Source organism: Streptomyces dioscori (assembly GCF_003024195.1).
Taxonomy (GTDB): domain Bacteria; phylum Actinomycetota; class Actinomycetes; order Streptomycetales; family Streptomycetaceae; genus Streptomyces; species Streptomyces dioscori.
The window spans coordinates 426202-448165 of record NZ_KZ679039.1 but is presented as its reverse complement, the minus strand read 5'-3'; the positions used below and the strand labels follow the sequence as shown (position 1 = coordinate 448165).

Sequence of the window (21964 nt, the reverse complement as noted above, 5' to 3'; positions counted from 1 at the left end):
CCCCGGCGGGGGTTCTGAGCTGCGGTGGACCTGTGGGGATTTGAACCCCAGACCCCCTCGATGCGAACTACGGGCGGGGAGGTCGCTGAAGTTTGCTGAGCTGATCAGCGATGCACTTCCGGCCGGTGACAGTCGCTGCGGGATACGGGGGTTGCTGTACTCCCCTGCTGTACCGCAGCCACATCGGGCAGCCTTCCACTGGAGCCAGTTCCTCGATCGCGCGTACAGCTGCGCAAAGCAGCGGGCAGAGTGGTCGCATGGATGGGTCACTGGTGCTGAATCTACTTGCCCTGACGGTGTCGGGAGGCGCGTTTCTGACTTCTGCACTGGCTGCCCGCCGTCAGCTCAAGCTAGCTAACGACTCAAACGTCTTGCCGGTCATCATCGATGCCTTCAAGGAGACGCGAACTCCGGAGTTCTTTCGGTCAATGGAGTACATCCGAGATGAGCTCAGAGATAACCATCCCACCGAAGAGGGGTACCGGAATCTCCCGGAAGAAATCAAAGATCACATCCGGCGAGTCGGCCTGTTCTACGACGATATCGGGAAGCTTGTTGCCCACAACGTGGTGGACGAGGAGTTGGTCCTTGGGGCGTACGGCAGGGCCATCCTCAGAACATGGGACAAGCTGGCCCCCTTCGTTTATTCCGAACGGGAGAGACATCGCAACTTGACCATGTTCTACTTCGAGGACCTGGCGTGGCGGGCGAAGAACACTACGATGCAGGACGTTCACCGCACGGTTGGCCTTCGTCGCTTACCTCCCGCGTGAGTTCCGGCTGATCGCTGAGCGAAGACCCGCTTTATGAGCGAGGTGAGGCGATCACACTAGTGACCTGGCAGTTCTTTGGCTTGCGTGCTCGCTGCAGCCTGGAAAACCCCGATTCCCCGCGTGCCCCCGCCCGCCCTGGCACAAGAACGGCACAGCCGGGAGACAGTGCCATTGGTCAGCTTTCTCCCAACTGGGTCGGTAGCCTGTCGCACATGAAAGGGTCAGAAATCACAACGCTCGTAGTTGGCGTTCTAGCGCTAGCTGGGGTGCTCTGGCAAGGACGGCGGCCACGCTACGACAGTCGAGACCGCCTGAAGAAGGATCTTGAACTGCTCACGGCCATGCCGGATGACCTTGAGGTCAAGGGAGAGTACAAACAGCACATCTCGGATGCCTTTCGGGCACTACTGCAGGATGAGGATCAGCGCTCGCGGGACTGGACTGGCGTAGGGCTTGGAATTGGTTTCATGCTGGTTGGAGGCACGTTCGCTTGGTTCAGCTTTGATCGCGGGGGCGTATGGCATATCGGGACAGCATTCTTTGCACTGTTGTTCGTGATCGGCATGCTCGGAATTTTCACGGACTTTCCGAAGCGCCTACGTGATGAGAGTGGAAATCGCCTCTCGCAATCGCGCGCCCGAGAGCCTGGAAGTGATCAATCCTAGGGCGGCGGAGCGACTTTGGCCGGGAGCTGCTTTGGGGCGAGTGATCATGGCCCCGTAAGCTGATGGCGAGTCGGGCAGTCTGTGGACCTGCCCGGTAAAGCACGACGTTGGGGCCATGATCTTCGAGGCTCGCCCCAAAGTGGCTGGCTAAAGTCGTGGAGCCGACCGCCCCAGCCACGGGGCAACGGCCACGGTAGCGAGGTGGCCCGCGGGGAACCGCCGCCGCGATCCGACCTATTCGGTAACACAAAGCGTCTGTGACCTGCTGTGCGGCAATCCCCTTTACCTCATGGCCCGGTGCTTGGTTCTTGGCCGCTGAGTGGTGGCGCCGGGCGGGCGACGGTGCGCGGCCGGTGACGGAGGCATGGAGGCGGCGCGGCGGCGACCGGCCGGCGCCGCCGCGCGTGCGCGGCCCTCGGAACGATCTCTACTCGTTGGGCAACTCGGGTCTGGTGGTCTCGTTGGGGTGCTTCGTGTTCGTGCGCCTTGCGGTCCTACGGGTGCTGATGGGTTCTCCCTCCCAGGTCGGATCGCGGCGGCGGTTCCCCGCGGGCTGCCTTGCGTCTCCCAAGCAAAAGCCCAGCTGGTAAGGCGGTTGGCGCTCGCGATCGAGCAGTCGGCCGCGAGCGAAGCGAGCCTTGATGATGTAGGGAAAGTCTGACCGCAAGGCGCTCTTGCCGGGGGCCGGGCCGACTGCTGCCATGTAGATGGGGACAAACGCAGGCGGGGGCGGACCAATGACTGATCTGACGGTGAACCCGTGGAAGCGCCACGGCAAAGATCGGCTCTACGTGAACCTCCCGGATGGCACTGCTGTCGCCTGGGCCGACCGACCGACGAAGGTCATTACGGTCAAGGTGCAGAGGTACCGCCGCGAAGCGGTGGCTCTCTTGCGCCAGCATCTCGGCGACTCGGCGAGCGTTCGGCCGCTGCCGGCGCAGGCCCCCGAGACACCTCGAACGGAGCCTGCCGAGCCCTTTCGCCAATCAGGGCAGGTCACTTCGCGTCGGCGTGATCAGCCGACGGTCTTACCCCCTTTGACCGTCGCCGAGGATCTGGCGGAGAACCGTCCGGGTGCGGCCCTACTTGAAGCCATCGCGGCTCGTGGACCGTCGCCACTCCGACGACTCTGGGCGAAGATGCTGCGCCGTCATTCGGAGTGGGACAGCTGGTACGTCGGCCTCGAAGGCGAGCAGCGCGTGGGCAGGGAGCTGCAACGTCTCTCCTCCCGCGGTTGGAAGGTTCTTCATGGCGTGCCGAAGGGCAACGGCGGGGACATCGACCACCTGTTGATCGGCCCGGGCGGCGTCTTCAGCATCAACACCAAGCATCATCAGGGCGCTTCGGTCTGGGTCGGCGACGAAATGGCCAAGGTCAACCACGGTCGGCCCGTCCCCTACGCGGCGGCCAGTAAGGCTGAAGCTGACTTCGTGCGCAAGATCTTGGAACGATACTGCGGCTTCGCCATCCCTGTGGAGCCTGTCTTGGTCTTCGCAGGCGTCGTCTCCCTGCACCGTGCCGTCACGCAGTACACCGTGCGGATCTATCAGGAGCGCGAGGTGTCGGCCCTCGCGCCCCTCTCTGGAAAGCTCTCCTCGGACCAGGTCGAACAGATCTATGCCGTTGCTCGACACAAGCGCGTCTGGCTCCACTCCTGATCTGTCAAGATCGCTCGCGCCACGGTCCGGAGCGGCTGATGCCGGGCTGTCCGCGGGTCTGTCCGGTCGGCTACCGTGCGTTGCATGGCATCTGCACTGGACACGCCCCAGGGAGCGGCCGAACTGGCCGAGTCCCTGTTGCCCCCGCTCGGGAACCGCTGGCTGCACACACAGGCCGTGGCGGCCCGTGCGTCCGAGGTTTCCGCGGCTGTGTCCGCAGAGGATCGGGATCTCCTCGTCGCCGCCGCGTGGCTGCACGACATCGGCTACGCGCCGGAGCTCCGGGACACCGGCTTCCACCCGCTCGATGGTGCGCGCCACCTGGAGACGCTCCGGGCGCCGACACGCCTCGTACGGCTGGTCGCCCACCATTCCGGAGCCGTGTACGAGGCCGAACAGCGTGGGCTCTCTGCCGAGTTGGCCGTGTACGAGCGCGAGGACTCCGCGGTCCTGGACGCGCTGATCTACGCGGACATGACGACCGGTCCCGCCGGGCAGTCCTTCGACTTCGACCGCCGCATCGACGAGATCTTGGACCGGTACGAGGTGGGCAGCGAAGTGCACACCGCGATCAGCAAGGCGCGGCCCTACCTCGGAGCTGCTGTCGAGCGGACGCTCACCCGTCTTGGTTGATCAGCCGAGGTAGGGCTTAGGCAGGTTGGCCAAGCCGTGATCGATCCGCATCCGCATGGACGGGTGGATCTTCAGTTCGTCCAGCCTGCTCGGGTCGACGAACGCCACTTCCTTGCTCTCGCTACTCGTCCGCAACTCGCCGCCGACGATGCGCGCCGTGAAGCAGATCGAGAACTGCTGGCGTACCTCACCGTCGTCGTACGCCATGACGTGCGCCGGGTTGGTGTAGGTGCCGACCAGGCCCGTCACCTCGACGTCGAAACCGGTCTCTTCCTTCGTCTCCCGTACGGCGGCATCCGGTGCGGACTCGCCGACATCGACTCCCCCTCCGGGCAGTGCCCACAAGTTGTTGTCCGTCTTGTGGATCAACAGGATCTCCCCGGCGGTGTTGCGCGTCACGACGGTGACTGACGGGACGATGCTGTTCGCCTCGGGGGCTTCCGGATCATTGAAGTAGTCGACGCGGGCCATGCCTCCAGCGTCGCACGCCCGGCCGGGATCGAACCGGCTGCCTACGCGGGTCGGCCGCGCTCCCAGGCGTAGTCGAAGCTCTTCATGTAGTGCCGGAAGGTCCGAGCGCCTGGGAGGTACCGGAAGTGCAGGACCGGGTTCTGTCCGGCCGGCGCCCCGAGTACGTGCGGGTTCACCAACACGTCGTCGTCGAACCGGTAGATCGAGTTGTACAGGATCGTGTCGTGCAACCTGATCTCGACGCCAGGTGTCGTCATCGCCGGTTCGAGGTAGCGCCGTGTGATCCGGGCGCGTGCGGCCAGATCGTCACCGATGCCTTCCTCTTCGCCGCGCTGGTGGATCATCTCGGAATCCGGGTCGCCGAGCAGTATGCGGACCTGGGCCCCCACCTGCGCCTTCTCGATCATCTGGTCCGGGAGGTCCGGGTTGCCGTCGAAGAGGAACAGCCCTGCGTACACGAGGATGTCGACCTGATCCTTCGCCTTCTCGATCAGCGATGACCACAGCGCTGCCGGGACCGCGCCCCTGTGCGGGTAGTACGTGATCAGCTCTGAGCTGCTCGCCGTCTCGGCCTGCTTCTCGACGATGGGCCAGAGGTAGACCTCATCGACGCCGAGGAAGGTCGCCGCCTTCCAACGGTGGCCCCGGTGCGGAGTGCGGTTGGTCGTGATCCAACGTTCCACGCTCTTGGGGTCGATCCCGACGTGTTGAGCCACGGACTGGATCGTCTCGCCCTGTGCCGAAATCGCCGCGCGCAGACGCTCGTTCGCCATGACGTGCCTTCCTCCGGGACGTCGTTGGGACGTTTTGACGATAGCTCAGACGTCCCCAAACGTCCATACGGACCGTGATACGTCCACCACGGTTCGCGGTCTCCTGATCTCACCGCCGAAACGGCGGCGCGTGATCCCTCGCCAGATCAGGAGAGACGACGATGCGTCAGATTCCCGTCGACACCAATGGCGCGACCCTGATGGTCGCTCAGCCCCCGCAGACGAAGCTGCGTGACAAGCAGAACGGCGTGATCGCCACCGACCGGGTCTCCGGCCACACGTTGATGACCGTGGACGTGCTGTTCGTGATGAACGGCAACGCCGAGGTCGTCTCGGTGACCGTCGCGGAGCCGGACATCTCCGGCGAGCTGGCCATGGGCACCCCGGTCGCGCTGACCGGCCTGGTCGCCACGCCGTGGGAGAACGAGTTCAACGGCCAGAAGCGGCACGGCATCTCCTTCCGCGCGGTCGCCGTCACCTCGCTCGCCGCCGGCGCCTCGAAGCCCAAGGCGGCCTGACGATGAGCTGGTTACTGATCGCCGTCGCGATCGTGGTCGGGTCGGCGCTGCTGCTGAAGTGGCGCCGCCCCGCCTGGTACTGGCTGACCTTCGGCATCCTGCTCTGCGCGCTGCGCATCCGCTTCCGCTACGCGGCCGTGATGGACGCCTGCCACCTCACCGTGCCCGCCTCGCGCCTCCGGCTGGCGCTCGCCCGCTGGTCCAAGAAGCCGGCTCCGCAGCAACGCGTCCCCCGGCTGCTGTGGCTGAGGCCGACCCGGACCGGCGTCCGGCTGCGGATCAAGATGCGCCCCGGGCAGGACGCGTTCGAGTTCTCCGCCGCCGCCGACCGGCTGCGCCACTCCTTCGGCGTCCACCAGGTCACTTCCCGCGAAGCGAAGCCCGGCGTCGTCGAAATCGCCCTGACCGGCTACGACGTGCTCAAGCACGTACAGATGCCCGTCAAGACCGACCGTGGTCTGTTGAAGATCCCGGTGGCCCTGGTGGAGGACGGATCAGTTCACTACCGGGACTACCGGGAGGTGCCGCACTCGGTGACGGTCGGCGCCACGCAGTCCGGCAAGTCCGTCTTCCAGCGCACCGTGATCAAGGAACTCGCCCCGCAGCCGGTCGCCCTGGTCGGCATCGACTGCAAGAAGATCGAGCTGAGCCCGTTCGCCCGCCGCTTCTCAGCTCTCGCCGACAACGCCGACGACGCGGCCGATCTCCTCGAAGCGCTGATGGTCCGGATGGAAGGCATCTACGACGTGATCCGCCTCGAACAGCGGATCAGTGCGGACACCCCGGACGCGGAGATCGCCGCGAACATCTGGGACCTGCCTGAAGCACTGCGCCCGGTACCCATCATGGTCACCATCGACGAGATCGCCGAACTCGCCATGAGCAGCAAGCGGCACGACCCGCGCCGGGACCGGATCATCACAGCGTTGATCCGTCTCGCCCAGCTCGGCCGCGCCGCCGGCATCTTCCTCGACATCTACGGGCAGCGCTTCGGCTCCGAACTCGGCGACGGCATCACCATGCTGCGCGCCCAGTTGACCGGCCGGACCGTGCACCGCGTCAACGACGAATCGACCGCCAAGATGGCCTTCGGCGACATCTCCCCGTACGCCGTGTTCGCCGCCACGCAGATCCCCAACACACGCCGGGGCATGGCCGTGGTCGGCTACTCCACCGGGGAGTGGACCCGCATCCGCACCCCTCACACCTCGATGCGGCAAGCCGTGGCGGCCTGCAATCGGTACGCCGACCTGACCCCGGACCTGCCGGAACTGGCCCGCTTCAGGCCCGTACTCGGCCTTGCGCCGGCGGTGGCCGAAGCCGCCTGATCTCGCCCCGCTCGACGGTCGGCGCGACCCTCTCGCGCCATGTCCCTACCCGCTCCTTGCCTGACGCCGGAAGGAGATCACGTCATGGCGACACGCAAACGCCCCGTCCGGAAGGTTCCGGAGCTGCCGAAGTGCGGGCCTTGCAACGGCACCGGAGAGGTCCCCCGCGCGGTCCGCGTCGGCCGCAAGCACCGGCTCGTCGGCCAGCAGAGCGGCATCTGCCTCTCCTGCCTCGGCACCGGCGAAGCCACCGACTGAACACCCGCCCGGGGCCGGGCGGCCGGACCTGATCCCCGCCCCGCCCTGGCTCAATCCCTGCGAAGGAGGTGAAGACATGACCCGCCCGATCCGCCCGGACGCCGTCCTCGTACAAGCCGTGATCGCCGGAGCCCTGTCCTTCGCCCACCTGCACGACCTCGCCGCCGCTGCCGGACAGGACGGCTGGAAGGCATGGGCCTACCCGATCAGCGTTGACCTGCTCCTGGTCGCCGCGTGGCGCCGGCTCCGCTCCGACGGTCCCTCCCGGCTGTCCTGGTGCTGGTTCCTGATCGCCTTGGTCGCCTCGCTCGGCGCCAACGTCGCCACCGCCGGCTTCCTCGACCTTCAGCACCCTCCGGCCTGGCTGCGGTTCGGCGTCGCCGGATGGCCCGCGCTGGCCTTCCTCGGCGGCACCCTCCTCGCTCACTCGCCCAACCGGCCCGCGGACCGCACGCAGACTCCGCCGGCGGTCCCCGTTTCACCCGGGCCCGACATCGAGCGCGTACCGGCGCCTGCTGCGGGGAGGGAAAGCGCTCCGCTCGCCGTCGTCGACGAGCCCGCGGCACTGCCCGCCGCCGATCCCGGTCCGGCTCCACAGGTTCCGGCCGCGCTGGTCGCGCACGCCCGGAAGGTCGCCGATGACCACCGTGCCCGGACGGGCGCCCGGATCGACACCGACACCCTGCGCTCCCGTCTCGGGGTCCCTGCCCCGATGGCGGATGCGATCGCTGCCCAACTCACCTGATCCGAAAGGAGCACCACCATGGGCCTCTACCAGATCTGGCGTGAACTGCACCGCGTCGGACGGGTCTCTGTCGGCACCGCTCACGGACGCCGTGGAGAGATCAAGTACGTCGCCGCCTGCGCGGTCGAGGACTGCGGCTGGTCCGTCGAGTACGACGACGTGAGCCCCGCCATGGTCGCCGCCCAGGGCCACCGCTGCCCGGTCCGCTGAAGGGAGGTCCGGTCATGTCCGTGCCGCTGTGGTTCTTCATCGCCTGCGTCGGTCTGGTCGGCGTCAAGCTCGTCCGCCCGCCGCTGTGGCTCGTGGTCGTCCTGCTGATCGGTGGCTACCTGCTCGCCGGCAGCGTCCTCGCCCCCGTCATCGACACCGCCACCAAGTAGCTCACCCCGGAAGGGAGAACCACCGTGATCCGCCCTGATGACCAGCTCCGCGCCGGACACATCCCGGCAGACCTGCTTCCGCCGGGCAGCGACCCGCGGTCGGTCGTCATCGTCCACACCGCGCCCCGCTCCTGGACGGGTCCGGTGGTCGTGATCCTCGCTGCGACGGTCGGCATCTGCGGCGTCGTGTACCTGACCACCGTTGCCGTGCTGTCGCTGATCGAGGTGGCTGCCGCGACGGCCGTAGCGGTCAAGGCCGCGATTCCCACCCTGATCGGCGGCGGCGGACTCGTCACCCTCGCCGTAAAGGCACCAAAGTCCCACAAGTGACCGGCCCCCGGAGCGGCCTCAACCGCCAAGTCTCGTCCGCTCCGGGCGCCTGACCCCATTCAGATCCAACGGACCCGGAAGGGCTCACTCATCATGCCTCAGCCGAACTCCGTCCCGACGCGTCCCTGCCCGGACTGCAAGGGCTTCTCCGTCGCCACGATCACGACCGGCGACCGGTCCGCGGACGGCACCCGCGAGACCGTTACCGTCTGCTGCTCGGCCTGCCAGGGGCGCGGGTTCGCTCCCGCCTGGGTGACCGCTCCGATCTCCGCTCGTGCCGGGAAGTGACCGCCATGATGCGACTTCGAGTCCTAGATCTCTTCTGCTGCCAGGGCGGTGCTGCCAAGGGCTACGCGGACGCCGGATGCGACGTAACGGGCGTCGACCTCGCTCCGCAGCCCCGCTACCCCTACCGCTTCGTCCAGGGCGACGCGCTCGCCTTCGTCCGCGAGCACGGCGCGGACTTCGACTTCATCCACGCCTCGCCGCCCTGCCAGGGCGACAGCGACTGCCAGCGCCTCCAGGGCAACGACCACCCCGACCTGATTGGCCCGACCCGCACCGCGCTCGAAGCGACCGGGCGGCCCTTCGTAATCGAGAACGTCCGCGGTGCGCTGCCCAAGCTCCGCACCCCGGTGCTCCTGTGCGGGCCCATGTTCGGCCTGGACACCTACCGCCACCGCTACTTCGAGCCCGGCGGCGGCTTCCGCCTCGTCCAGCCCCGCCACCTGCGCCACACCGTCCCGCAGGCCAAGATGGGCCGCCCCGTCCCGCCCGGCCACTACGGCCAGTTCGTCGGCAACTTCTCCGGCGTCGCCCTCGCCAAGCAGGTCATGGGCGTGCCGTGGATGAACCGCGACGGCATCCGCGAATGCATCCCCCCGGCCTACACCCAACACCTCGGCCGCACCTTCCTCGCCTCCCGCCTGGAGGTCGCCGCATGAGCGGCACATCCACCGCACTGGGCCTGGCCCCGGACACCCTCGCCGACATGCTGAGGGTCGCCGGGGCTCCGGGCTTCGACCGTTGGCAAGAGCAGATCAAACGCACCGGTGGCTGTGCCGACCCGATCCACCTGACCGGCTGGACGCTCACCAAGGACAGGATTACCGGCGAGACACTGCACCGCTACAGCACCGACACCGAGCCGGGCGGCCGGCTGCGTATCGCGTGCGGCAACCGTCGTGCCTCGCGGTGCCCGGCCTGCGCCTGGATGTACGCCGGGGACACCTACCACCTGATCCGAGCCGGACTCGCCGGCGACGACCGTTACGACATTCCCGCCGCCGTCCGCGAGCACCCTCGCGTCTTTGCCACCTTCACCGCACCCTCGTTCGGCCCGGTCCACAACCGGCCGTCCCGCGGTCGCTGCCGCTGCGGTGCCCGCCATGCGGAGGATGCCCCCGTGCTTGGCACGGCGCTCGATCCGGCAACGTACGACTACGCCGGGACCGTGCTGTTCAACAACCATGCGGGCCAGCTGTGGCACCGCTTCGTCAAGCGGCTGCGTCGGGAGATCGCCGCCCGTGCCGGGCTCACCCAACGCGAGCTCGCCGACGCCTGCCGCCTCTCGTACGGCAAGGTCGCCGAGTTCCAAAAGCGCGGCGCCGTCCACTTCCATGCCGTGATCCGCCTCGACGGACCCGACGGGCCCGAGGACCCGCCGCCGTCCTGGGCGAGCGTCGGTCTCCTCGACGACGCGATCCGCGCCGCCGCCGTGCACCGCTACGCCACGGTGTCCGTGCCCGCCGCCGGTGACGAGCTGGCCCGCTCCTTCCAGTGGGGCAGACAGCTCGACGTCCGCCCGGTCAAGGCGTTCGCCGACGGTTCGGACATCACAGAGCAGGCGGTCGCCTCCTACGTCGCCAAGTACGCCACCAAAGCGGCCGAGACGACCGGCACCCTTGATCGGCCCATCGGCAACCTCGAAGCGCCCGTCCTGCTCGGCGTGCCCGACCATGCCCGCCGGCTCATCGCCGCCTGCTTCGACCTCGACCCCCTCTACCCGGACCGGCGCCTACGGGCCTGGGCTCACATGCTCGGCTTCCGCGGGCACTTCTCGTCCAAGTCCCGCCGCTACTCCACCACCCTCGGGGAGCTCCGCCAGACCCGCGCCGACTACCGCGCAGCCCAGGAACGCGACGCCCGCGGTCTCGACGACATCGAGCCGGACACCGTGCTCGTCCTTGCCTCCTGGCAGTACGCCGGCCACGGCCATACCCCCGGGGAATCCGCCCTCGCCGCGTCCATCGCCCGTGACCTTCAACAGAACCGCGAGACAGCACGCGAAGCCCTGCACGACCAACTCGAACGGGAGGCAACCGCAGCATGACCACCGCCACTGTGATCGAACGGAAGTGGTACACCACGCAAGAGGTCGCCGAGATGCTCGGCTACGGCCTCTCGAAGACGAAGATGCTCGTCCTGACCGGTGAGATCCACTCCATAAAGGACGGCCGCAACCGCCGCATCCTGCCCCGGTACGTGGACGAGTACGTCGAACGCCGTGCCCGGGAAGCTGAAGCGGAGTGGTCGGCATGAGCGGCAAGCGGGGCAACGGGGAAGGCTCGATCTACCCGTACAGGAACAGCTTCGCCGCGTACGTCTGGGTGGACACTCCGGAAGGCAAGCGCAAGCGGAAGTACGTGTACGGCAAGACCCGTGACGCGGTCCACGAGAAGTGGATCAAACTTCACGCTGAAGCCCAGAAGGGCCCTGTAGCGACGTCTACGCCGACCCTGGCGCAGTACCTGAGCCGGTGGCTCAAGGAGGTCGTAGAGCCCGACCTGAAGCCCAAGACGGCAGAGACCTACGCCATGCACGTGCGGCTGTACATCGTGCCGGGGCTCGGCTCGAAGCGCCTCGACAAGCTCACCGTGCGGGACGTCCGGAGCTGGGTCAACGCGTTGTTGGATCAGTGCCAGTGCTGTGCTCAGGGACTGGACGCGAAGCGGGACACTCCGCGCTGCTGCGCCGCCGGCGACTGCTGCGAGCGCATCCCGTCGCGTCGCACCGTGCAGGATGCTCGGGCCGTGCTGCGGTCGGCACTGACCAACGCGATGACGGAAGAGTTGATCTCGAAGAACGTCGCGGGCCTGGTCAAGGTGCGGTCCGCGCGCAAGACGAAGCGGCACCCGTGGTCAGTGGAAGAGGCTCGACAGTTCCTCGAAGCAGCCTCAGCGGCTCGTGACTCCCTGTACGCGGCGTACGTGCTGATCCTGGTGCTCGGCTTCCGGCGGGGCGAGGTGCTGGGCCTCACGTGGGAGAGCGTGAACCTGGACGCCGGGGAGATCACGGTGCAGATGCAGCTCCAGCGGATCAACCGGCGCCTTGTCCACGACGTGACGAAGACGGAGGCGTCCACGGCCACGCTCCCCATGCCGCAGATCTGCGTGACCGCTCTCCAGCTCCGCAGAAAGGAGCAGGAGGCTTCCAGGCAGGCGGCCAGCGAGCTGTGGTCGGAGTCCGACTTCGTGTTCACCACCCGCTACGGCACGCCGTTCGAGCCGCGCAACTTCAACCGCCAGTTCGCCGGCCGGTCGGCCAGTGCGGGCGTTCGCCGCATCCGACTGCATGACACCCGGCACACCTGCGGCTCCCTGCTCGCCGCCCTCGACGTACATCCGCGGGTCGCCATGCAGATCCTCCGGCACAGCAAGATCGCGGTGACGATGGAGGTCTACACGCACGTTCCGTCGGAGTCGACCCGGCGGGCACTGCGCAAGCTGGGCAAGCACCTCGGCAAGCAAGATCGGAAGTAGTTGCTGTACTTCGCTGCTGTACGACACCAAAGAACCCCCGCCGGATCTCCCCGGCGGGGGTTCTGAGCTGCGGTGGACCTGTGGGGATTTGAACCCCAGACCCCCTCGATGCGAACGAGGTGCGCTACCAGACTGCGCCACAGGCCCTTGCAACGAGTGAAACTCTAGCATCCCGATCCGGGTGCTTGGAAATCCGTTCCCGGGGGCTCTCCCGCTGGTCAGGGGCAGGGCCTCCGGTGGGGTTCTGAGGTGGCGTCACCGGTGACGTCACTCGTTGGCGGCGCGCGGCCGGTCGCCGTCCTCGTACTGGTCGAAGAGAGGCGTGCGGCCCCGTTCGCGGGCCCGGCGGGCCGAGGCAGCGCGGCGGGCGTCCGCGGCGCTGTCCGAGTTGTCGTCCCCGTCGTCCCCGCCGTCGCCGTCGGGCTCGCCCAGCTCCTCCTGCGCCTTGGCCGCTTCGGCCGCTTCGGCGGCCTCCGCCGCCTCGGCCGCCGTACGGTCCGCGTTCGGCTCGGCCGTGCTGGACCGGGCCGAGCTCCACGCGTCGGGCGCGCCCAGGTCGACCTCGGACGTCGCACGCGGGGCGACCGGCGCCGTCACGTACGTCGGCAGGGGCACCGGGACGGGGTCCCAGCTCTCGCCGCGGGCGGGTCCGTTGCGGCGCTCGCGCTGCTGGTCGACCCACTCCGCGTGGTCGGTCTGCTCGACGAGGGCGCGGCGGTCCGCCGCGAGCGCCGACATACCGGGATCCGTGTCGGACTCGGGTCCGTCCTCCGGCTCGTCGGCGGCGCCCGGGTCGGCCGGGGGCCGCCGGCGCGGCTGCCGCTCACGCAGCCGCTGCGCCGCGGCCTCGGCCTGCCTGCGGTCCATCACGTAGGTGAAGCGCCGACGTTCCTGGGAGCGCAGGTACGCGATGTAGATGCTCAGCATCACGGCGGGCACCCCGGGCGCCCACAGGAACGCGAGCCCGCCGACTGCCGCGACGACCGCACCGAGCGTGAAGGCGAAGAAGAGCATGACGGTCGTACGCCGTCGGCGCGCGAGTACCTTCGAGCGCCGGGCGCGGGCCGCGGCCTCCGCAGCGGCCGCCCGTCGCGCGGGGGACGACGCGGTCGTTCCGTTCGCCGTCTTCGAAGCCCTGGACGTCTTCGAGGCCCTGGACGTCTTGGAGGCCCTGGATGTTTTCGAGGGCTGGGCGCCCTGCTGGGGCACGGGGCGGGCGCCGGACTTGGGGGCCGTCGCGGCCGCCTGCCGTGCCGCCTGCCTCGCCTCTTGTTCCGACGCCTGCTGCAGCGCCTGCTGCTGCGCGGCCTGCCTCGACGCCTGCGCCTGTCTGGACGCGTGCTGCGCCTGGGCCTGTGCGTGCTGGGCCTGCGCCTGGGCGTGCTGCGCCTCGGAGCGCGCGTCACGCGCATCCCGTGCGTCACGCGCGTCCCGCGCCTCGTCGACGTTCGCCCGTACTTCACGGCGCGTCGGAGGCATGGCGAAGGCCCGGACGTCCACCGAGTCGGTGACGCCGTCCGGGTCGGCGCGCTGCTCCCCCTCTTCGGCGGAGCGCGCCTGCAGGTCCTTGGCGTATCGGCGCTCCATGCCCGCCCGTCCGGACAGAAGCCGGATGGCGGTGCTGAAGCGTTCCGTCGGACGGGCCTCATTCAGCTCGTCCTGCCTACGGAGCCACATCGGCACCAAGTAGGCGGCCCAGGCCCCGACAATGACTGCGTAGATGAGGCCGCTGCTGCTCACGCCTCACACGGTAGAGGGGTTTGCATGAGGCCATCTGCCAATTGAGCCGGTGTGTCGCACGATCTGGCTGATATTTCGAGCTTTTTTTGTGACCGATGCGATCAGCAGGCTGCCGAGAGCACGAAATTAATGCCCGAGGATGGTCGATCACCGATCATTTTCGAACACCTATTTCATTTACGCGGTGTTCCGTGGTGTGTCCCGTGGTGAGTTTTCGGACGCGTTCCGTGTGCGTGTCCGGCGCCAGCGGGTCAGCAGTCCTTCCGGGATCTCCTCGGCGGTGAGGGCGAAGACGAGGTGGTCGCGCCAGGCTCCGTCGATGTGGAGATAACGCGGACGGAGACCTTCGTCACGGAATCCGAGTTTCTCGACGACCCGTCGGCTGGGCCCGTTCTCGGGCCGAATGCAGACCTCGATGCGGTGCAGACCAACGGTTCGGAAGCAGTGGTCGGACACAAGCGCCACGGCCGTCGGCATCACTCCGCGTCCGGCGACCGCCTCGTCCACCCAGTAGCCGATATGGCCCGAACACATGGAGCCCCAGGTGATTCCCGCGACCGTCAGCTGTCCGACGAGCCGCCCCTGGTACTCGATGACGAACGGCAGCATCCGCCCCGCGTTCGCCTCGGCGCGCAGATGCCGGACCATCTGCCGGTACGTCGGCCGGTGGGCGATCGGCCCGCTGGGTGTGGGCGGCGGAATGGTCGCCTCCCAGGGGCGCAGCCAGTCCCGGTTGCGCCGGTTGACGTCGCGCCAGGCTCGCTGGTCGCGCAGCTTTATGGGCCGGAGGACCACATCGCCGTGCACCAGCTCGACCGGCCAGGATGGGCTGTTCAGCTCGCACCCCCACTGCCACTGGGTCTGGGGTGGTCGCCGCCGCGGAGCTGGTCGACGGCGTGGATCAGGAGGGGTTCGAGGATGGCCAGGCCGTCCTTGACCCCGCCGGTGGAACCCGGCAGGTTCACGATCAGCGTCCCCTCGGCGACCCCGGCGAGGCCCCGGGAGAGCGCCGCCGTGGGCACCTTCTCCCGTCCGAACGCCCTGATGGCCTCGCCGATGCCCGGCACCTCGTAATCGATCACCTTCCGCGTGGCCTCCGGTGTGCGATCGGTGGGTGAGATGCCGGTGCCGCCGGTGGTCACGATGACGTCGTAACCGGCCCGGACGCCCACCCGCAGCGCGTTCTCGACGGGGTCCCCGTCGGGGACCGCCCAGGGGCCGTCGACGGCGAAGCCGAACTTCGCGAGTCCCTCCGCGATCAGGGGGCCGCCCCTGTCCTCGTAGACACCCGCCGCGGCGCGGTTCGAGGCCGTCACGACGAGCGCGCTGTAGGGAGCCGTCAGCGCGTCCCCGCTCGGCTGCCCGGCCGGTGCGGCCGGCTGCGAGGCCGTCATGGCCGGCTCCAGTCGCCCGACTTGCCGCCCGTCTTCTCCTCCACGCGCACGTCCGTGATGACCGCCCCCTTGTCGACCGCCTTGACCATGTCGATCACGGTGAGAGCCGCGACGGTGACCGCGGTGAGGGCCTCCATCTCGACGCCCGTGCGGTCGGTGGTCTTGACGGTGGCCAGGATCTCGACGGCGTCGTCCGCGACCGACAGGTCAAGCTTGACACCCGACACCGACAACGGGTGGCACAGCGGGATCAGATCCGGTGTGCGCTTGGCGCCCATGATGCCCGCGATGCGCGCGGTGGCGAGGGCGTCGCCCTTGGGCACCCCCTCGCCGCGCAGCAGCTCGATCACGCGGGGCGAGACGAGGACGCGGCCGCTCGCGCGGGCGGTGCGGGCCGTCACGTCCTTCGCGGACACGTCGACCATGCGGGCGGCACCCGCCTCGTCGATGTGGGTCAGTCTGTCCTGCGTACTCATGCCGTACTCATGCTGTGGCGGCGCTCCCGGTCGTGCCTGTCGTGCGCGACACGCTACCCCCAACCCGGAGCTGTCAGCCCAGGAGGACCACGTCGACCTCGGTGCCGCTCTCCACGGACTCGACGCTCTCCGGGACGACGATCAGCGCGTTCGCGTGCGCGAGGGCCGCGATCAGATGGGATCCGGCGCCGCCGACGGGCGTCACTTCCCCGTCCGCGTAACGGCCGCGCAGGAATTGACGGCGGCCGCCGGGCGAGGTGAGCGACTTGTCCGTACGGAGCGTCGCCCGGGTGGTCGGCCGGTGGACGTCGTCCAGGCCGGCCAGGGTGCGGATCGCGGGGCGCACGAACAGCTCGAAGGACACGTACGAGGAGACGGGGTTGCCCGGGAGGGCGAGCAGCGGGGTGTGGTCGGGGCCGATGGTGCCGAAGCCCTGGGGCTTGCCCGGCTGCATGGCGAGCTTGCGGAACTCGATGCCGCCGCCCGCCTCGTCCTCGTCGCCGACCGAGGAGAGCGCCTCCTTGACGACGTCGTACGCGCCGACGCTGACGCCGCCCGTGGTGACCACGAGGTCGGCGCGGATGAGCTGGTCCTCGATGGTGGCGCGCAGTGTCTCGGCGTCGTCGGCGACGGCGCCCACCCGGTAGGCGATCGCTCCGGCGTCGCGGGCCGCGGCGCACAGCGCGAAGCTGTTGGAGTCGTAGATCTGGCCGTTCTCCAACTCGCCGTCGGGCTGGACCAGTTCGCTGCCGGTGGACATGACCACCACGCGCGGGCGGGGGCGGACGCGGACGGTGCCCCGGCCGATCGCGGCGAGCAGGCCGATCTGGGGCGGGCCGAGGACGGTGCCCGCGGACAGGGCACGGTCGCCGGCGTTCACATCGCTGCCCTTCGCGCGCACATGCGCGCGTGCTCCCGCCGGGCGGTGGACGTGCACCTGTCCCGAGGCGCCCTCGGGGGACGTGCTGCGGGCGCGCATCCCGGAGACGGGGCCCTCGCCGAGGCCGCCGTCGGTCCACTCCACGGGGACGACCGCCTCGGCGCCGGGCGGCAGCGGGGCGCCCGTCATGATGCGGGCGGTCTGGCCGGGGCCCACGTGCAGCAGTTCGGACTGGCCCGCCGCGACGTCGCCGACGACCGTGAGGACCGCCGGATACTCCTCGCTGGCGCCCGCGACATCGGCGACCCTGACCGCGTACCCGTCCATCGAGCTGTTGTCGAAGGGCGGCAGGGACACCGGCACCATCACGTCCTCGACCAGGACACAGCCCTGGGCGTCGAGGATCTGCAGCTGGATGGGGTCCAGGGGCCGCACGGTCGCGAGGATGTCCTCCAGGTGCTCGGTCACCGACCAGAGGTGGTCCTGGCCGGTGGCACGGGTCGCGGCGGTGCTCAAATTGCTACATCTCCTCGGTGACGTAACTGCGAAGCCAGGCCCGGAAGTCCGGGCCCAGGTCTTCACGTTCGCACGCGAGTCGGACAATGGCACGCAGGTAGTCGCCGCGGTCACCGGTGTCATAGCGGCGGCCCTTGAAGACGACGCCGTGCACGGGGCCGCCGATCTTCTCGTCGTCCGCGAGCTGCTGGAGGGCGTCGGTGAGCTGGATCTCGCCGCCGCGGCCGGGCTCGGTCGTGCGGAGTATGTCGAAGACGTGCGGGTCCAGGACGTACCGGCCGATGACCGCGTAGTTGCTGGGGGCGTCCGCCGGGTCGGGCTTCTCGACGAGGCCGGTCACCTTGACGACGTCGCCGTCCTCGGTGGCCTCGACGGCCGCGCAGCCGTAGAGGTGGATCTGCTCGGGTTCGACCTCCATGAGCGCGATGACGCTGCCGCCGTACTGCGCGTGGACGTCGACCATGCGCTTGAGCAGCGGGTCGCGCGGGTCGATCAGGTCGTCGCCGAGGAGTACGGCGAAGGGTTCGTCGCCGACGTGCGGGGCGGCGCACAGCACGGCGTGACCGAGGCCCTTGGGGTCGCCCTGGCGGACGTAGTGCATGGTGGCGAGGTCGCTTGACTCCTGCACCTTGGCGAGCCGGCCGGCGTCACCCTTCTTCTGAAGGGCCGACTCCAGCTCGTAGTTGCGGTCGAAGTGGTCCTCCAGCGGGCGCTTGTTGCGGCCCGTGATCATGAGGACGTCATCGAGGCCGGCGGATGCGGCCTCCTCGACCACGTACTGGATCGCGGGCTTGTCCACGACCGGCAGCATCTCCTTGGGAGTGGCCTTGGTGGCCGGCAGGAACCGGGTACCGAGACCTGCTGCGGGGATGACAGCCTTGCTGATCCTTGGGTGCGACTGAGTCATGCCCGACACCATATCCGGTGCCTTTGTAGTGAATCTGTGGCTCCGGTTAATTCGCTCTCATATGAGCGCATTATGAAGGGTACGGAACAAGCCTATGAGCCACCTGAGACCTGAAGAGGACTCTGCCAAGCGTTCGTTGCGGCGGGGGATCCTCACGGTGAGGGCCAGGTTGACGGCCGATGACGCGCGGGAGACGGAGGCCTCTCTCGCGGCCCGCGCGCTGGAGCTGCCCGAACTGGCGCGTGCGCGCACGGTGGCGGCGTACGTCTCCATGGGGAGCGAACCGGGCACCCGTGCGCTCCTCGACGCGCTCCACGCGCGCGGTGTACGTGTCCTGCTCCCCGTGCTCCTCGCGGACAACGACCTCGACTGGGGCACCTACGACGGCCCGGACTCGCTCGCGCCCGTCCGGCTCGGGGGCCGGATGACCCTCCTGGAGCCCGCGGGCACCCGCCTGGGCCCGGAGGCCGTGCTCGGCGCCGACGCCGTACTGCTGCCGGGGCTGGCCGTGGACGGGCGCGGGATGCGGCTCGGCCGCGGCGGCGGATCGTACGACCGGGTGCTCGCGCGGCTGGAGCGGGCGGGCGCTGATCCAGCCCTGGTGGTGCTGCTGCACGACTCCGAAGTGGTGGGCCACGTACCCGAGGAGCCGCACGACCGGCCGGTGCACGCGGCGGTGACCCCGTCGGGAGTCCACCGGTTCCGCTGACCACCGGCCGGAGCGCCCGGGTACGGGAAAGGGCCCTCCACGCGCGCGTGGAGGGCCCTTTCAGCGCTGCCTGGCAGCGGTGCCTGTCAGGGTTTCAGCACCAGGGTGTCCGACGTGGCCTTGTCGACGGCCGGGTCCGAGGAGACCCACGGGAGCAGTTCGCCCTTGACCCACTTGCTCGTCTGGTCGATGTAGTGGGCGCTGTACGCGTGCCCGGAGGCCCCGGTCAGGTTGATCCACCTGGACTTGTCGAAGTTGTCGAGGTTGACCACCATGCGCATCGACGGCACCCAGACGACCGAGTAACCGCCCGCCGCGTTCCAGCCGGTGGCGTTCACCGCGGCCTCTCCGCCGCCCATGTTGTACGGGCCGCGGTTGAGCATGTACTGCAGGAAGCCGGGGCCTTCGGTACCGAGGGTCTGGTTCTTCAGGTACAGCCGGTGCAGGCGGCCCCAGCTCCAGGTGTCGAGGTCCTTGCCGAGCTTGGCGGTCAGCTCCCAGCGGGCGTCCGCGAGGGCCCGCCCGAAGAGTTCGTCACGGCTGTCGACGGCCTTGTCGTTACGCGTCTTGGGCGCCGACCACCAGTCGTTGTCCTCGTCGTCGAGGATCTTGCGCACCACCTCGAACCAGCGGTCGCCGCCGTCCGGCTGGGCGCTGTCGGCGTCGCGCTGGCCGCACTCGCGCACCTTGTCGTCCTCGTCGTCGACCGGGCCGGTGGAGTCGGCCGGTTCGACGTACAGGCACTGGCCCTTGACCCGCAGCTCCTTGGGGAGCTTGTTGCCGAAGGCGAGCTTGAGGATGTTGCGCCAGGTCGCGTTGAAGTACGCGGCGGCGGCCGAGTCGGCGTCCTGGGTGTAGTTCCAGCCCTCCAGGAGCTTCTGCGCCTCACGGACGTCCTTGTCGGGCACGTCGATCTTGAGCAGCTTGGGCACCAGCAGCTTGGCGATCTCGCTGCTGTTGTCGAGCTGCATCTGGCGCATGTCGTCCGTGGAGACCTTGCCGCCGTTCTTGATCTTCGACGCGATGAGGTCGGAGATCCGCTGGCTGCGGGTGCCGTAACCCCAGTCCGTGGTGAGCGTGTACGGGTACTTGTCCTTGTCGACCACGGCCTGGTTGGCGGTCACGATGTAACCGCGCTCCGGGTTGTACTCGTTGGGGAGTTCGTCCTGGTCGATGTAGCCGGTCCAGCGGTACTTGGAGTCCCAGCCCGGTGACGGGAGCGAACCGTCGCCCTCGCCGCGCTTCGGGATCCGGCCGGGCAGCTGGTAGCCGATGTTGTCCTCGCGGTCCGCGTAGACGAGGTTCTGCGAGGGGACGTCGAAGAGGGTGGCCGCCTTGCGGAAGGCCGTCCAGTCGGTGGCCTTGTTGATCGCGAAGACGGCGTCCATCGAGGTGCCCGGGTCCAGCGCGGTCCACCGCAGGGCGATGCCGTAGCCGTCGCCGCGGTCGGGGGCGGCGCTGTCGACACCGGCCTTCTTGCCGACTTTCACCAGCTCGTCGTCACGGTCGGACAGCAGCGGTCCGTTGTTGGTCTCCCGGACGGTGATGGTCTTGCTCGCACCGCCCGCGACGTCGATCTTCTCCTTGCGGGTGGTGAAGGGCAGCACCTTGTCGTCGTACTCGTAGCCCTCCCCGGTGAGCTTCTCCAGGTAGAGGTCGGTGACGTCGGCGCCGGAGTTCGTCATGCCCCAGGCGATCTCCTTGTTGTGGCCGATGACCACACCGGGCATGCCCGCGAAGGTGTATCCGGAGACGTCGTACTGGCACTTCTCGGAGAGGCTGTTGCAGTGCAGGCCCATCTGGTACCAGACCGACGGCAGCGAGGGCGACAGGTGCGGGTCGTTGGCCAGCAGGGGCTTGCCGCTGATGGTGTGGGAGCCGCCGACGACCCAGGAGTTGGAGCCGATGCCGTTGCCGTTCACTCCGACGGCCTCGGGAACGTCGTCCAGCACGCCGTAGAGGCCCGACAGCTGGCTCTCCAGCCCCGCGGGCGCCTCGGTGCCGTTCGTGAGCCCACTGCCCGCCACGGACTGCGTACCGCCGGTTCCTGTGCCCGTGCCCGTGCCCGTGCCCGTGCCGGCGCCGGTACCCGTACCCGTGCCGGAGTCGGTGCTGTCCTGCGAGTACTGCCCGGTGACGGTGTCGTACTGGCCCTCCTGCACGATCGGCTTGTTCCGGTCGTACGGGTACTCCGGGTACAGGTCGGCGATCTGCTTCGGGCCGAGCCTGCTGGTCATCAGGGAGCGGTCGATCTCGTCCTGCATGTTGCCGCGCAGGTCCCAGGCCATCGCCTTGAGCCAGGCCACGGAGTCGACCGGGGTCCACTCCTCGGGCTTGTAGTCGTTGGTGAAGCCGAGGGCCGCGTACTCCAGGGAGATGTCCGCGCCGTCCTTGCCCTTCAGGTAGGCGTTGACCCCCTTGGCGTACGCCTGGAGATACTTCTTGGTCTCCGCCGACAGCTTGCTCTTGTACTCCTTCTCCGCCACCCGTTCCCAGCCGAGCGTGCGCAGGAACTCGTCGTTGTCGACCTGGCTCTTGCCGAACATCTCGGAGAGCCTGCCGGCGGTCATGTGGCGGCGGACGTCCATCTCGTAGAACCGGTCCTGCGCCTGGACGTAGCCCTGCGCCATGAACAGGTCCTCGTCGGTCGAGGCGTAGACCTGCGGGATGCCGTAGCCGTCCCGTTTCACGTCCACAGGCCCCGACAGACCGTCGAGGGTGATGGAACCCTTGGTCTGCGGGAAGGAGGCGCGGACGGTGCTGATGCTCCAGAAGGCCCCGTAGGCGACACCGCCGACCATGGCCAGAACCAGGATGATCAGGATCAGACGGGCTCTGCGCCCCTTCTTCCTGCCGGACTTGCCGGGCTTCTGACCGGAAGATGCGGTGGTGTTGGGGGGCATCGCTGTCCTTGCTGTCCTCACGCGAGCGGCAGACGGGCTTGTCCAGTTGACTGAACGCTGGAGCAACCATAGGCGCAGGGGCAACCCCGGCTTGACGCGGTGTCGGGAACCCGGGCGGACGAAAGTTCGATCTTGCCCTGGCAAGT

At 68.6% G+C, this 21964-nt stretch carries 26 protein-coding genes and 1 tRNA gene; 17 read left to right on the top strand and 10 right to left on the bottom strand.

All coding sequences use genetic code 11. The annotated features are described in order from the left end of the window. The first annotated feature begins 257 nt into the window (after window positions 1-257). From C6Y14_RS06645 to C6Y14_RS06635, 4 genes are all read left to right on the top strand, one after another. Complete coding sequence (locus C6Y14_RS06645) at window positions 258-773, top strand: DUF4760 domain-containing protein (RefSeq protein ID WP_159074185.1); 516 nt, start codon at window positions 258-260, stop codon at window positions 771-773. A gap of 212 nt (window positions 774-985) precedes the next feature. Next, window positions 986-1438, top strand: coding sequence for a hypothetical protein (locus tag C6Y14_RS43965; RefSeq protein ID WP_159074184.1), 453 nt, complete (start codon window positions 986-988; stop codon window positions 1436-1438). Window positions 1439-2175: 737 nt separating this feature from the next. Further along, window positions 2176-3096 carry a nuclease-related domain-containing protein gene (locus C6Y14_RS06640; protein ID WP_107015556.1) on the top strand — a complete coding sequence of 307 codons (921 nt, stop codon included), beginning with the start codon at window positions 2176-2178 and terminating at the stop codon, window positions 3094-3096. Window positions 3097-3180: 84 nt separating this feature from the next. After that, window positions 3181-3729 carry an HDIG domain-containing metalloprotein gene (locus tag C6Y14_RS06635; protein WP_107015555.1) on the top strand — a complete coding sequence of 183 codons (549 nt, stop codon included), beginning with the start codon at window positions 3181-3183 and terminating at the stop codon, window positions 3727-3729. On the opposite strand, the gene C6Y14_RS06630 is transcribed toward C6Y14_RS06635, so the two are convergent. After that, window positions 3730-4200 carry an NUDIX hydrolase gene (locus C6Y14_RS06630; protein ID WP_107015554.1) on the bottom strand — a complete coding sequence of 157 codons (471 nt, stop codon included), beginning with the start codon at window positions 4198-4200 and terminating at the stop codon, window positions 3730-3732. A 41-nt stretch (window positions 4201-4241) separates the two neighbouring features. Further along, on the bottom strand, window positions 4242-4973 hold the full coding sequence (locus tag C6Y14_RS06625; protein WP_107015553.1) for an XRE family transcriptional regulator: 732 nt from the start codon (window positions 4971-4973) through the stop codon (window positions 4242-4244). Window positions 4974-5134: 161 nt separating this feature from the next. On the opposite strand from C6Y14_RS06625, the gene C6Y14_RS06620 reads away from it, so the two are divergent. The 12 genes from C6Y14_RS06620 to C6Y14_RS06575 all read left to right on the top strand — a co-directional run bounded on the left by C6Y14_RS06620 (window position 5135) and on the right by C6Y14_RS06575 (window position 12293). Further along, a complete protein-coding gene (locus C6Y14_RS06620; protein ID WP_107015552.1) occupies window positions 5135-5491 on the top strand; it encodes an SCO3933 family regulatory protein in 357 nt (118 codons plus the stop codon). 2 nt (window positions 5492-5493) lie between these two features. Then, complete coding sequence (locus tag C6Y14_RS06615; protein WP_107015551.1) at window positions 5494-6819, top strand: FtsK/SpoIIIE domain-containing protein; 1326 nt, start codon at window positions 5494-5496, stop codon at window positions 6817-6819. A gap of 84 nt (window positions 6820-6903) precedes the next feature. Beyond that, entirely contained in the window at window positions 6904-7077 is a 174-nt protein-coding gene (locus C6Y14_RS44470) for a hypothetical protein (RefSeq protein ID WP_199854649.1), read from the top strand. Between the two features lie 76 nt (window positions 7078-7153). Next, on the top strand, window positions 7154-7822 hold the full coding sequence (locus C6Y14_RS06610) for a DUF2637 domain-containing protein (RefSeq protein ID WP_107015550.1): 669 nt from the start codon (window positions 7154-7156) through the stop codon (window positions 7820-7822). 18 nt (window positions 7823-7840) lie between these two features. Continuing rightward, the gene (locus tag C6Y14_RS06605) at window positions 7841-8032 is read left to right on the top strand and encodes a mobile element transfer protein (protein ID WP_107015549.1); all 192 of its coding nucleotides are present in this window, start codon (window positions 7841-7843) and stop codon (window positions 8030-8032) included. 14 nt (window positions 8033-8046) lie between these two features. Next, window positions 8047-8202, top strand: a complete 156-nt coding sequence (locus C6Y14_RS44465; protein ID WP_199854648.1) for a hypothetical protein — start codon at window positions 8047-8049, stop codon at window positions 8200-8202. A gap of 24 nt (window positions 8203-8226) precedes the next feature. Continuing rightward, window positions 8227-8532, top strand: a complete 306-nt coding sequence (locus tag C6Y14_RS06600; RefSeq protein WP_199854647.1) for a hypothetical protein — start codon at window positions 8227-8229, stop codon at window positions 8530-8532. Between the two features lie 93 nt (window positions 8533-8625). Then, a complete protein-coding gene (locus C6Y14_RS06595; RefSeq protein WP_107015548.1) occupies window positions 8626-8820 on the top strand; it encodes a hypothetical protein in 195 nt (64 codons plus the stop codon). A gap of 5 nt (window positions 8821-8825) precedes the next feature. Then, complete coding sequence (locus C6Y14_RS06590; protein WP_107015547.1) at window positions 8826-9476, top strand: DNA cytosine methyltransferase; 651 nt, start codon at window positions 8826-8828, stop codon at window positions 9474-9476. Continuing rightward, a complete protein-coding gene (repSA, locus tag C6Y14_RS06585; RefSeq protein WP_107015546.1) occupies window positions 9473-10864 on the top strand; it encodes a replication initiator protein RepSA in 1392 nt (463 codons plus the stop codon). Before C6Y14_RS06590 ends, repSA begins: the two co-directional genes overlap by 4 nt. Further along, complete coding sequence (locus C6Y14_RS06580; RefSeq protein ID WP_107015545.1) at window positions 10861-11073, top strand: helix-turn-helix domain-containing protein; 213 nt, start codon at window positions 10861-10863, stop codon at window positions 11071-11073. Before repSA ends, C6Y14_RS06580 begins: the two co-directional genes overlap by 4 nt. After that, window positions 11061-12293 carry a site-specific integrase gene (locus tag C6Y14_RS06575; RefSeq protein WP_199854646.1) on the top strand — a complete coding sequence of 411 codons (1233 nt, stop codon included), beginning with the start codon at window positions 11061-11063 and terminating at the stop codon, window positions 12291-12293. Before C6Y14_RS06580 ends, C6Y14_RS06575 begins: the two co-directional genes overlap by 13 nt. A 73-nt stretch (window positions 12294-12366) precedes the next feature. On the opposite strand, the gene C6Y14_RS06570 is transcribed toward C6Y14_RS06575, so the two are convergent. The 7 genes from C6Y14_RS06570 to galU form a co-directional block, all read right to left on the bottom strand. Beyond that, window positions 12367-12440 (bottom strand) — tRNA-Ala (locus tag C6Y14_RS06570). 120 nt (window positions 12441-12560) lie between these two features. Beyond that, window positions 12561-14033, bottom strand: coding sequence for a divisome protein SepX/GlpR (gene sepX, locus C6Y14_RS06565; protein WP_107015544.1), 1473 nt, complete (start codon window positions 14031-14033; stop codon window positions 12561-12563). A gap of 177 nt (window positions 14034-14210) precedes the next feature. Continuing rightward, window positions 14211-14840 (bottom strand): GNAT family N-acetyltransferase, encoded by a 630-nt coding sequence (locus tag C6Y14_RS06560; RefSeq protein ID WP_225890934.1) that lies wholly within the window; start codon window positions 14838-14840, stop codon window positions 14211-14213. 26 nt (window positions 14841-14866) lie between these two features. Further along, window positions 14867-15427, bottom strand: a complete 561-nt coding sequence (locus tag C6Y14_RS06555) for a MogA/MoaB family molybdenum cofactor biosynthesis protein (RefSeq protein WP_107015542.1) — start codon at window positions 15425-15427, stop codon at window positions 14867-14869. Further along, complete coding sequence (gene moaC, locus C6Y14_RS06550) at window positions 15424-15903, bottom strand: cyclic pyranopterin monophosphate synthase MoaC (RefSeq protein WP_107015541.1); 480 nt, start codon at window positions 15901-15903, stop codon at window positions 15424-15426. Before moaC ends, C6Y14_RS06555 begins: the two co-directional genes overlap by 4 nt. A 73-nt stretch (window positions 15904-15976) precedes the next feature. Beyond that, window positions 15977-17299: a molybdotransferase-like divisome protein Glp gene (gene glp / locus C6Y14_RS06545; RefSeq protein WP_107015540.1), complete on the bottom strand. Its 1323-nt coding sequence runs from the start codon at window positions 17297-17299 to the stop codon at window positions 15977-15979. Between the two features lie 4 nt (window positions 17300-17303). Next, the gene (gene galU, locus C6Y14_RS06540; RefSeq protein WP_107015829.1) at window positions 17304-18206 is read right to left on the bottom strand and encodes a UTP--glucose-1-phosphate uridylyltransferase GalU; all 903 of its coding nucleotides are present in this window, start codon (window positions 18204-18206) and stop codon (window positions 17304-17306) included. Between the two features lie 94 nt (window positions 18207-18300). Here galU and C6Y14_RS06535 point away from each other — a divergent pair, with 94 nt between their 5' ends. Then, the gene (locus C6Y14_RS06535) at window positions 18301-18915 is read left to right on the top strand and encodes a 5-formyltetrahydrofolate cyclo-ligase (RefSeq protein ID WP_107015539.1); all 615 of its coding nucleotides are present in this window, start codon (window positions 18301-18303) and stop codon (window positions 18913-18915) included. Window positions 18916-19001: 86 nt separating this feature from the next. Here the strand turns inward: C6Y14_RS06535 and C6Y14_RS06530 are convergent, their stop codons facing one another. After that, window positions 19002-21818, bottom strand: coding sequence for a penicillin acylase family protein (locus C6Y14_RS06530; RefSeq protein ID WP_107015538.1), 2817 nt, complete (start codon window positions 21816-21818; stop codon window positions 19002-19004). Between the last annotated feature and the right edge of the window lie 146 nt (window positions 21819-21964).

Excerpts from the sequence above, each read along its gene's own strand:
- C6Y14_RS06645 (WP_159074185.1), top strand. The coding sequence starts at position 258 with ATGGATGGGTCACTGGTGCTGAATCTACTTGCCCTGACGGTGTCGGGA.
- C6Y14_RS43965 (WP_159074184.1), top strand. The coding sequence starts at position 986 with ATGAAAGGGTCAGAAATCACAACGCTCGTAGTTGGCGTTCTAGCGCTA.
- C6Y14_RS06640 (WP_107015556.1), top strand. The coding sequence starts at position 2,176 with ATGACTGATCTGACGGTGAACCCGTGGAAGCGCCACGGCAAAGATCGG.
- C6Y14_RS06635 (WP_107015555.1), top strand. The coding sequence starts at position 3,181 with ATGGCATCTGCACTGGACACGCCCCAGGGAGCGGCCGAACTGGCCGAG.
- C6Y14_RS06630 (WP_107015554.1), bottom strand. The coding sequence starts at position 4,200 with ATGGCCCGCGTCGACTACTTCAATGATCCGGAAGCCCCCGAGGCGAAC.
- C6Y14_RS06625 (WP_107015553.1), bottom strand. The coding sequence starts at position 4,973 with ATGGCGAACGAGCGTCTGCGCGCGGCGATTTCGGCACAGGGCGAGACG.
- C6Y14_RS06620 (WP_107015552.1), top strand. The coding sequence starts at position 5,135 with ATGCGTCAGATTCCCGTCGACACCAATGGCGCGACCCTGATGGTCGCT.
- C6Y14_RS06615 (WP_107015551.1), top strand. The coding sequence starts at position 5,494 with ATGAGCTGGTTACTGATCGCCGTCGCGATCGTGGTCGGGTCGGCGCTG.
- C6Y14_RS44470 (WP_199854649.1), top strand. The coding sequence starts at position 6,904 with ATGGCGACACGCAAACGCCCCGTCCGGAAGGTTCCGGAGCTGCCGAAG.
- C6Y14_RS06610 (WP_107015550.1), top strand. The coding sequence starts at position 7,154 with ATGACCCGCCCGATCCGCCCGGACGCCGTCCTCGTACAAGCCGTGATC.
- C6Y14_RS06605 (WP_107015549.1), top strand. The coding sequence starts at position 7,841 with ATGGGCCTCTACCAGATCTGGCGTGAACTGCACCGCGTCGGACGGGTC.
- C6Y14_RS44465 (WP_199854648.1), top strand. The coding sequence starts at position 8,047 with ATGTCCGTGCCGCTGTGGTTCTTCATCGCCTGCGTCGGTCTGGTCGGC.
- C6Y14_RS06595 (WP_107015548.1), top strand. The coding sequence starts at position 8,626 with ATGCCTCAGCCGAACTCCGTCCCGACGCGTCCCTGCCCGGACTGCAAG.
- C6Y14_RS06590 (WP_107015547.1), top strand. The coding sequence starts at position 8,826 with ATGATGCGACTTCGAGTCCTAGATCTCTTCTGCTGCCAGGGCGGTGCT.
- repSA (WP_107015546.1), top strand. The coding sequence starts at position 9,473 with ATGAGCGGCACATCCACCGCACTGGGCCTGGCCCCGGACACCCTCGCC.
- C6Y14_RS06580 (WP_107015545.1), top strand. The coding sequence starts at position 10,861 with ATGACCACCGCCACTGTGATCGAACGGAAGTGGTACACCACGCAAGAG.
- C6Y14_RS06555 (WP_107015542.1), bottom strand. The coding sequence starts at position 15,427 with ATGACGGCCTCGCAGCCGGCCGCACCGGCCGGGCAGCCGAGCGGGGAC.
- moaC (WP_107015541.1), bottom strand. The coding sequence starts at position 15,903 with ATGAGTACGCAGGACAGACTGACCCACATCGACGAGGCGGGTGCCGCC.
- galU (WP_107015829.1), bottom strand. The coding sequence starts at position 18,206 with ATGACTCAGTCGCACCCAAGGATCAGCAAGGCTGTCATCCCCGCAGCA.
- C6Y14_RS06535 (WP_107015539.1), top strand. The coding sequence starts at position 18,301 with ATGAGCCACCTGAGACCTGAAGAGGACTCTGCCAAGCGTTCGTTGCGG.
- C6Y14_RS06530 (WP_107015538.1), bottom strand. The coding sequence starts at position 21,818 with ATGCCCCCCAACACCACCGCATCTTCCGGTCAGAAGCCCGGCAAGTCC.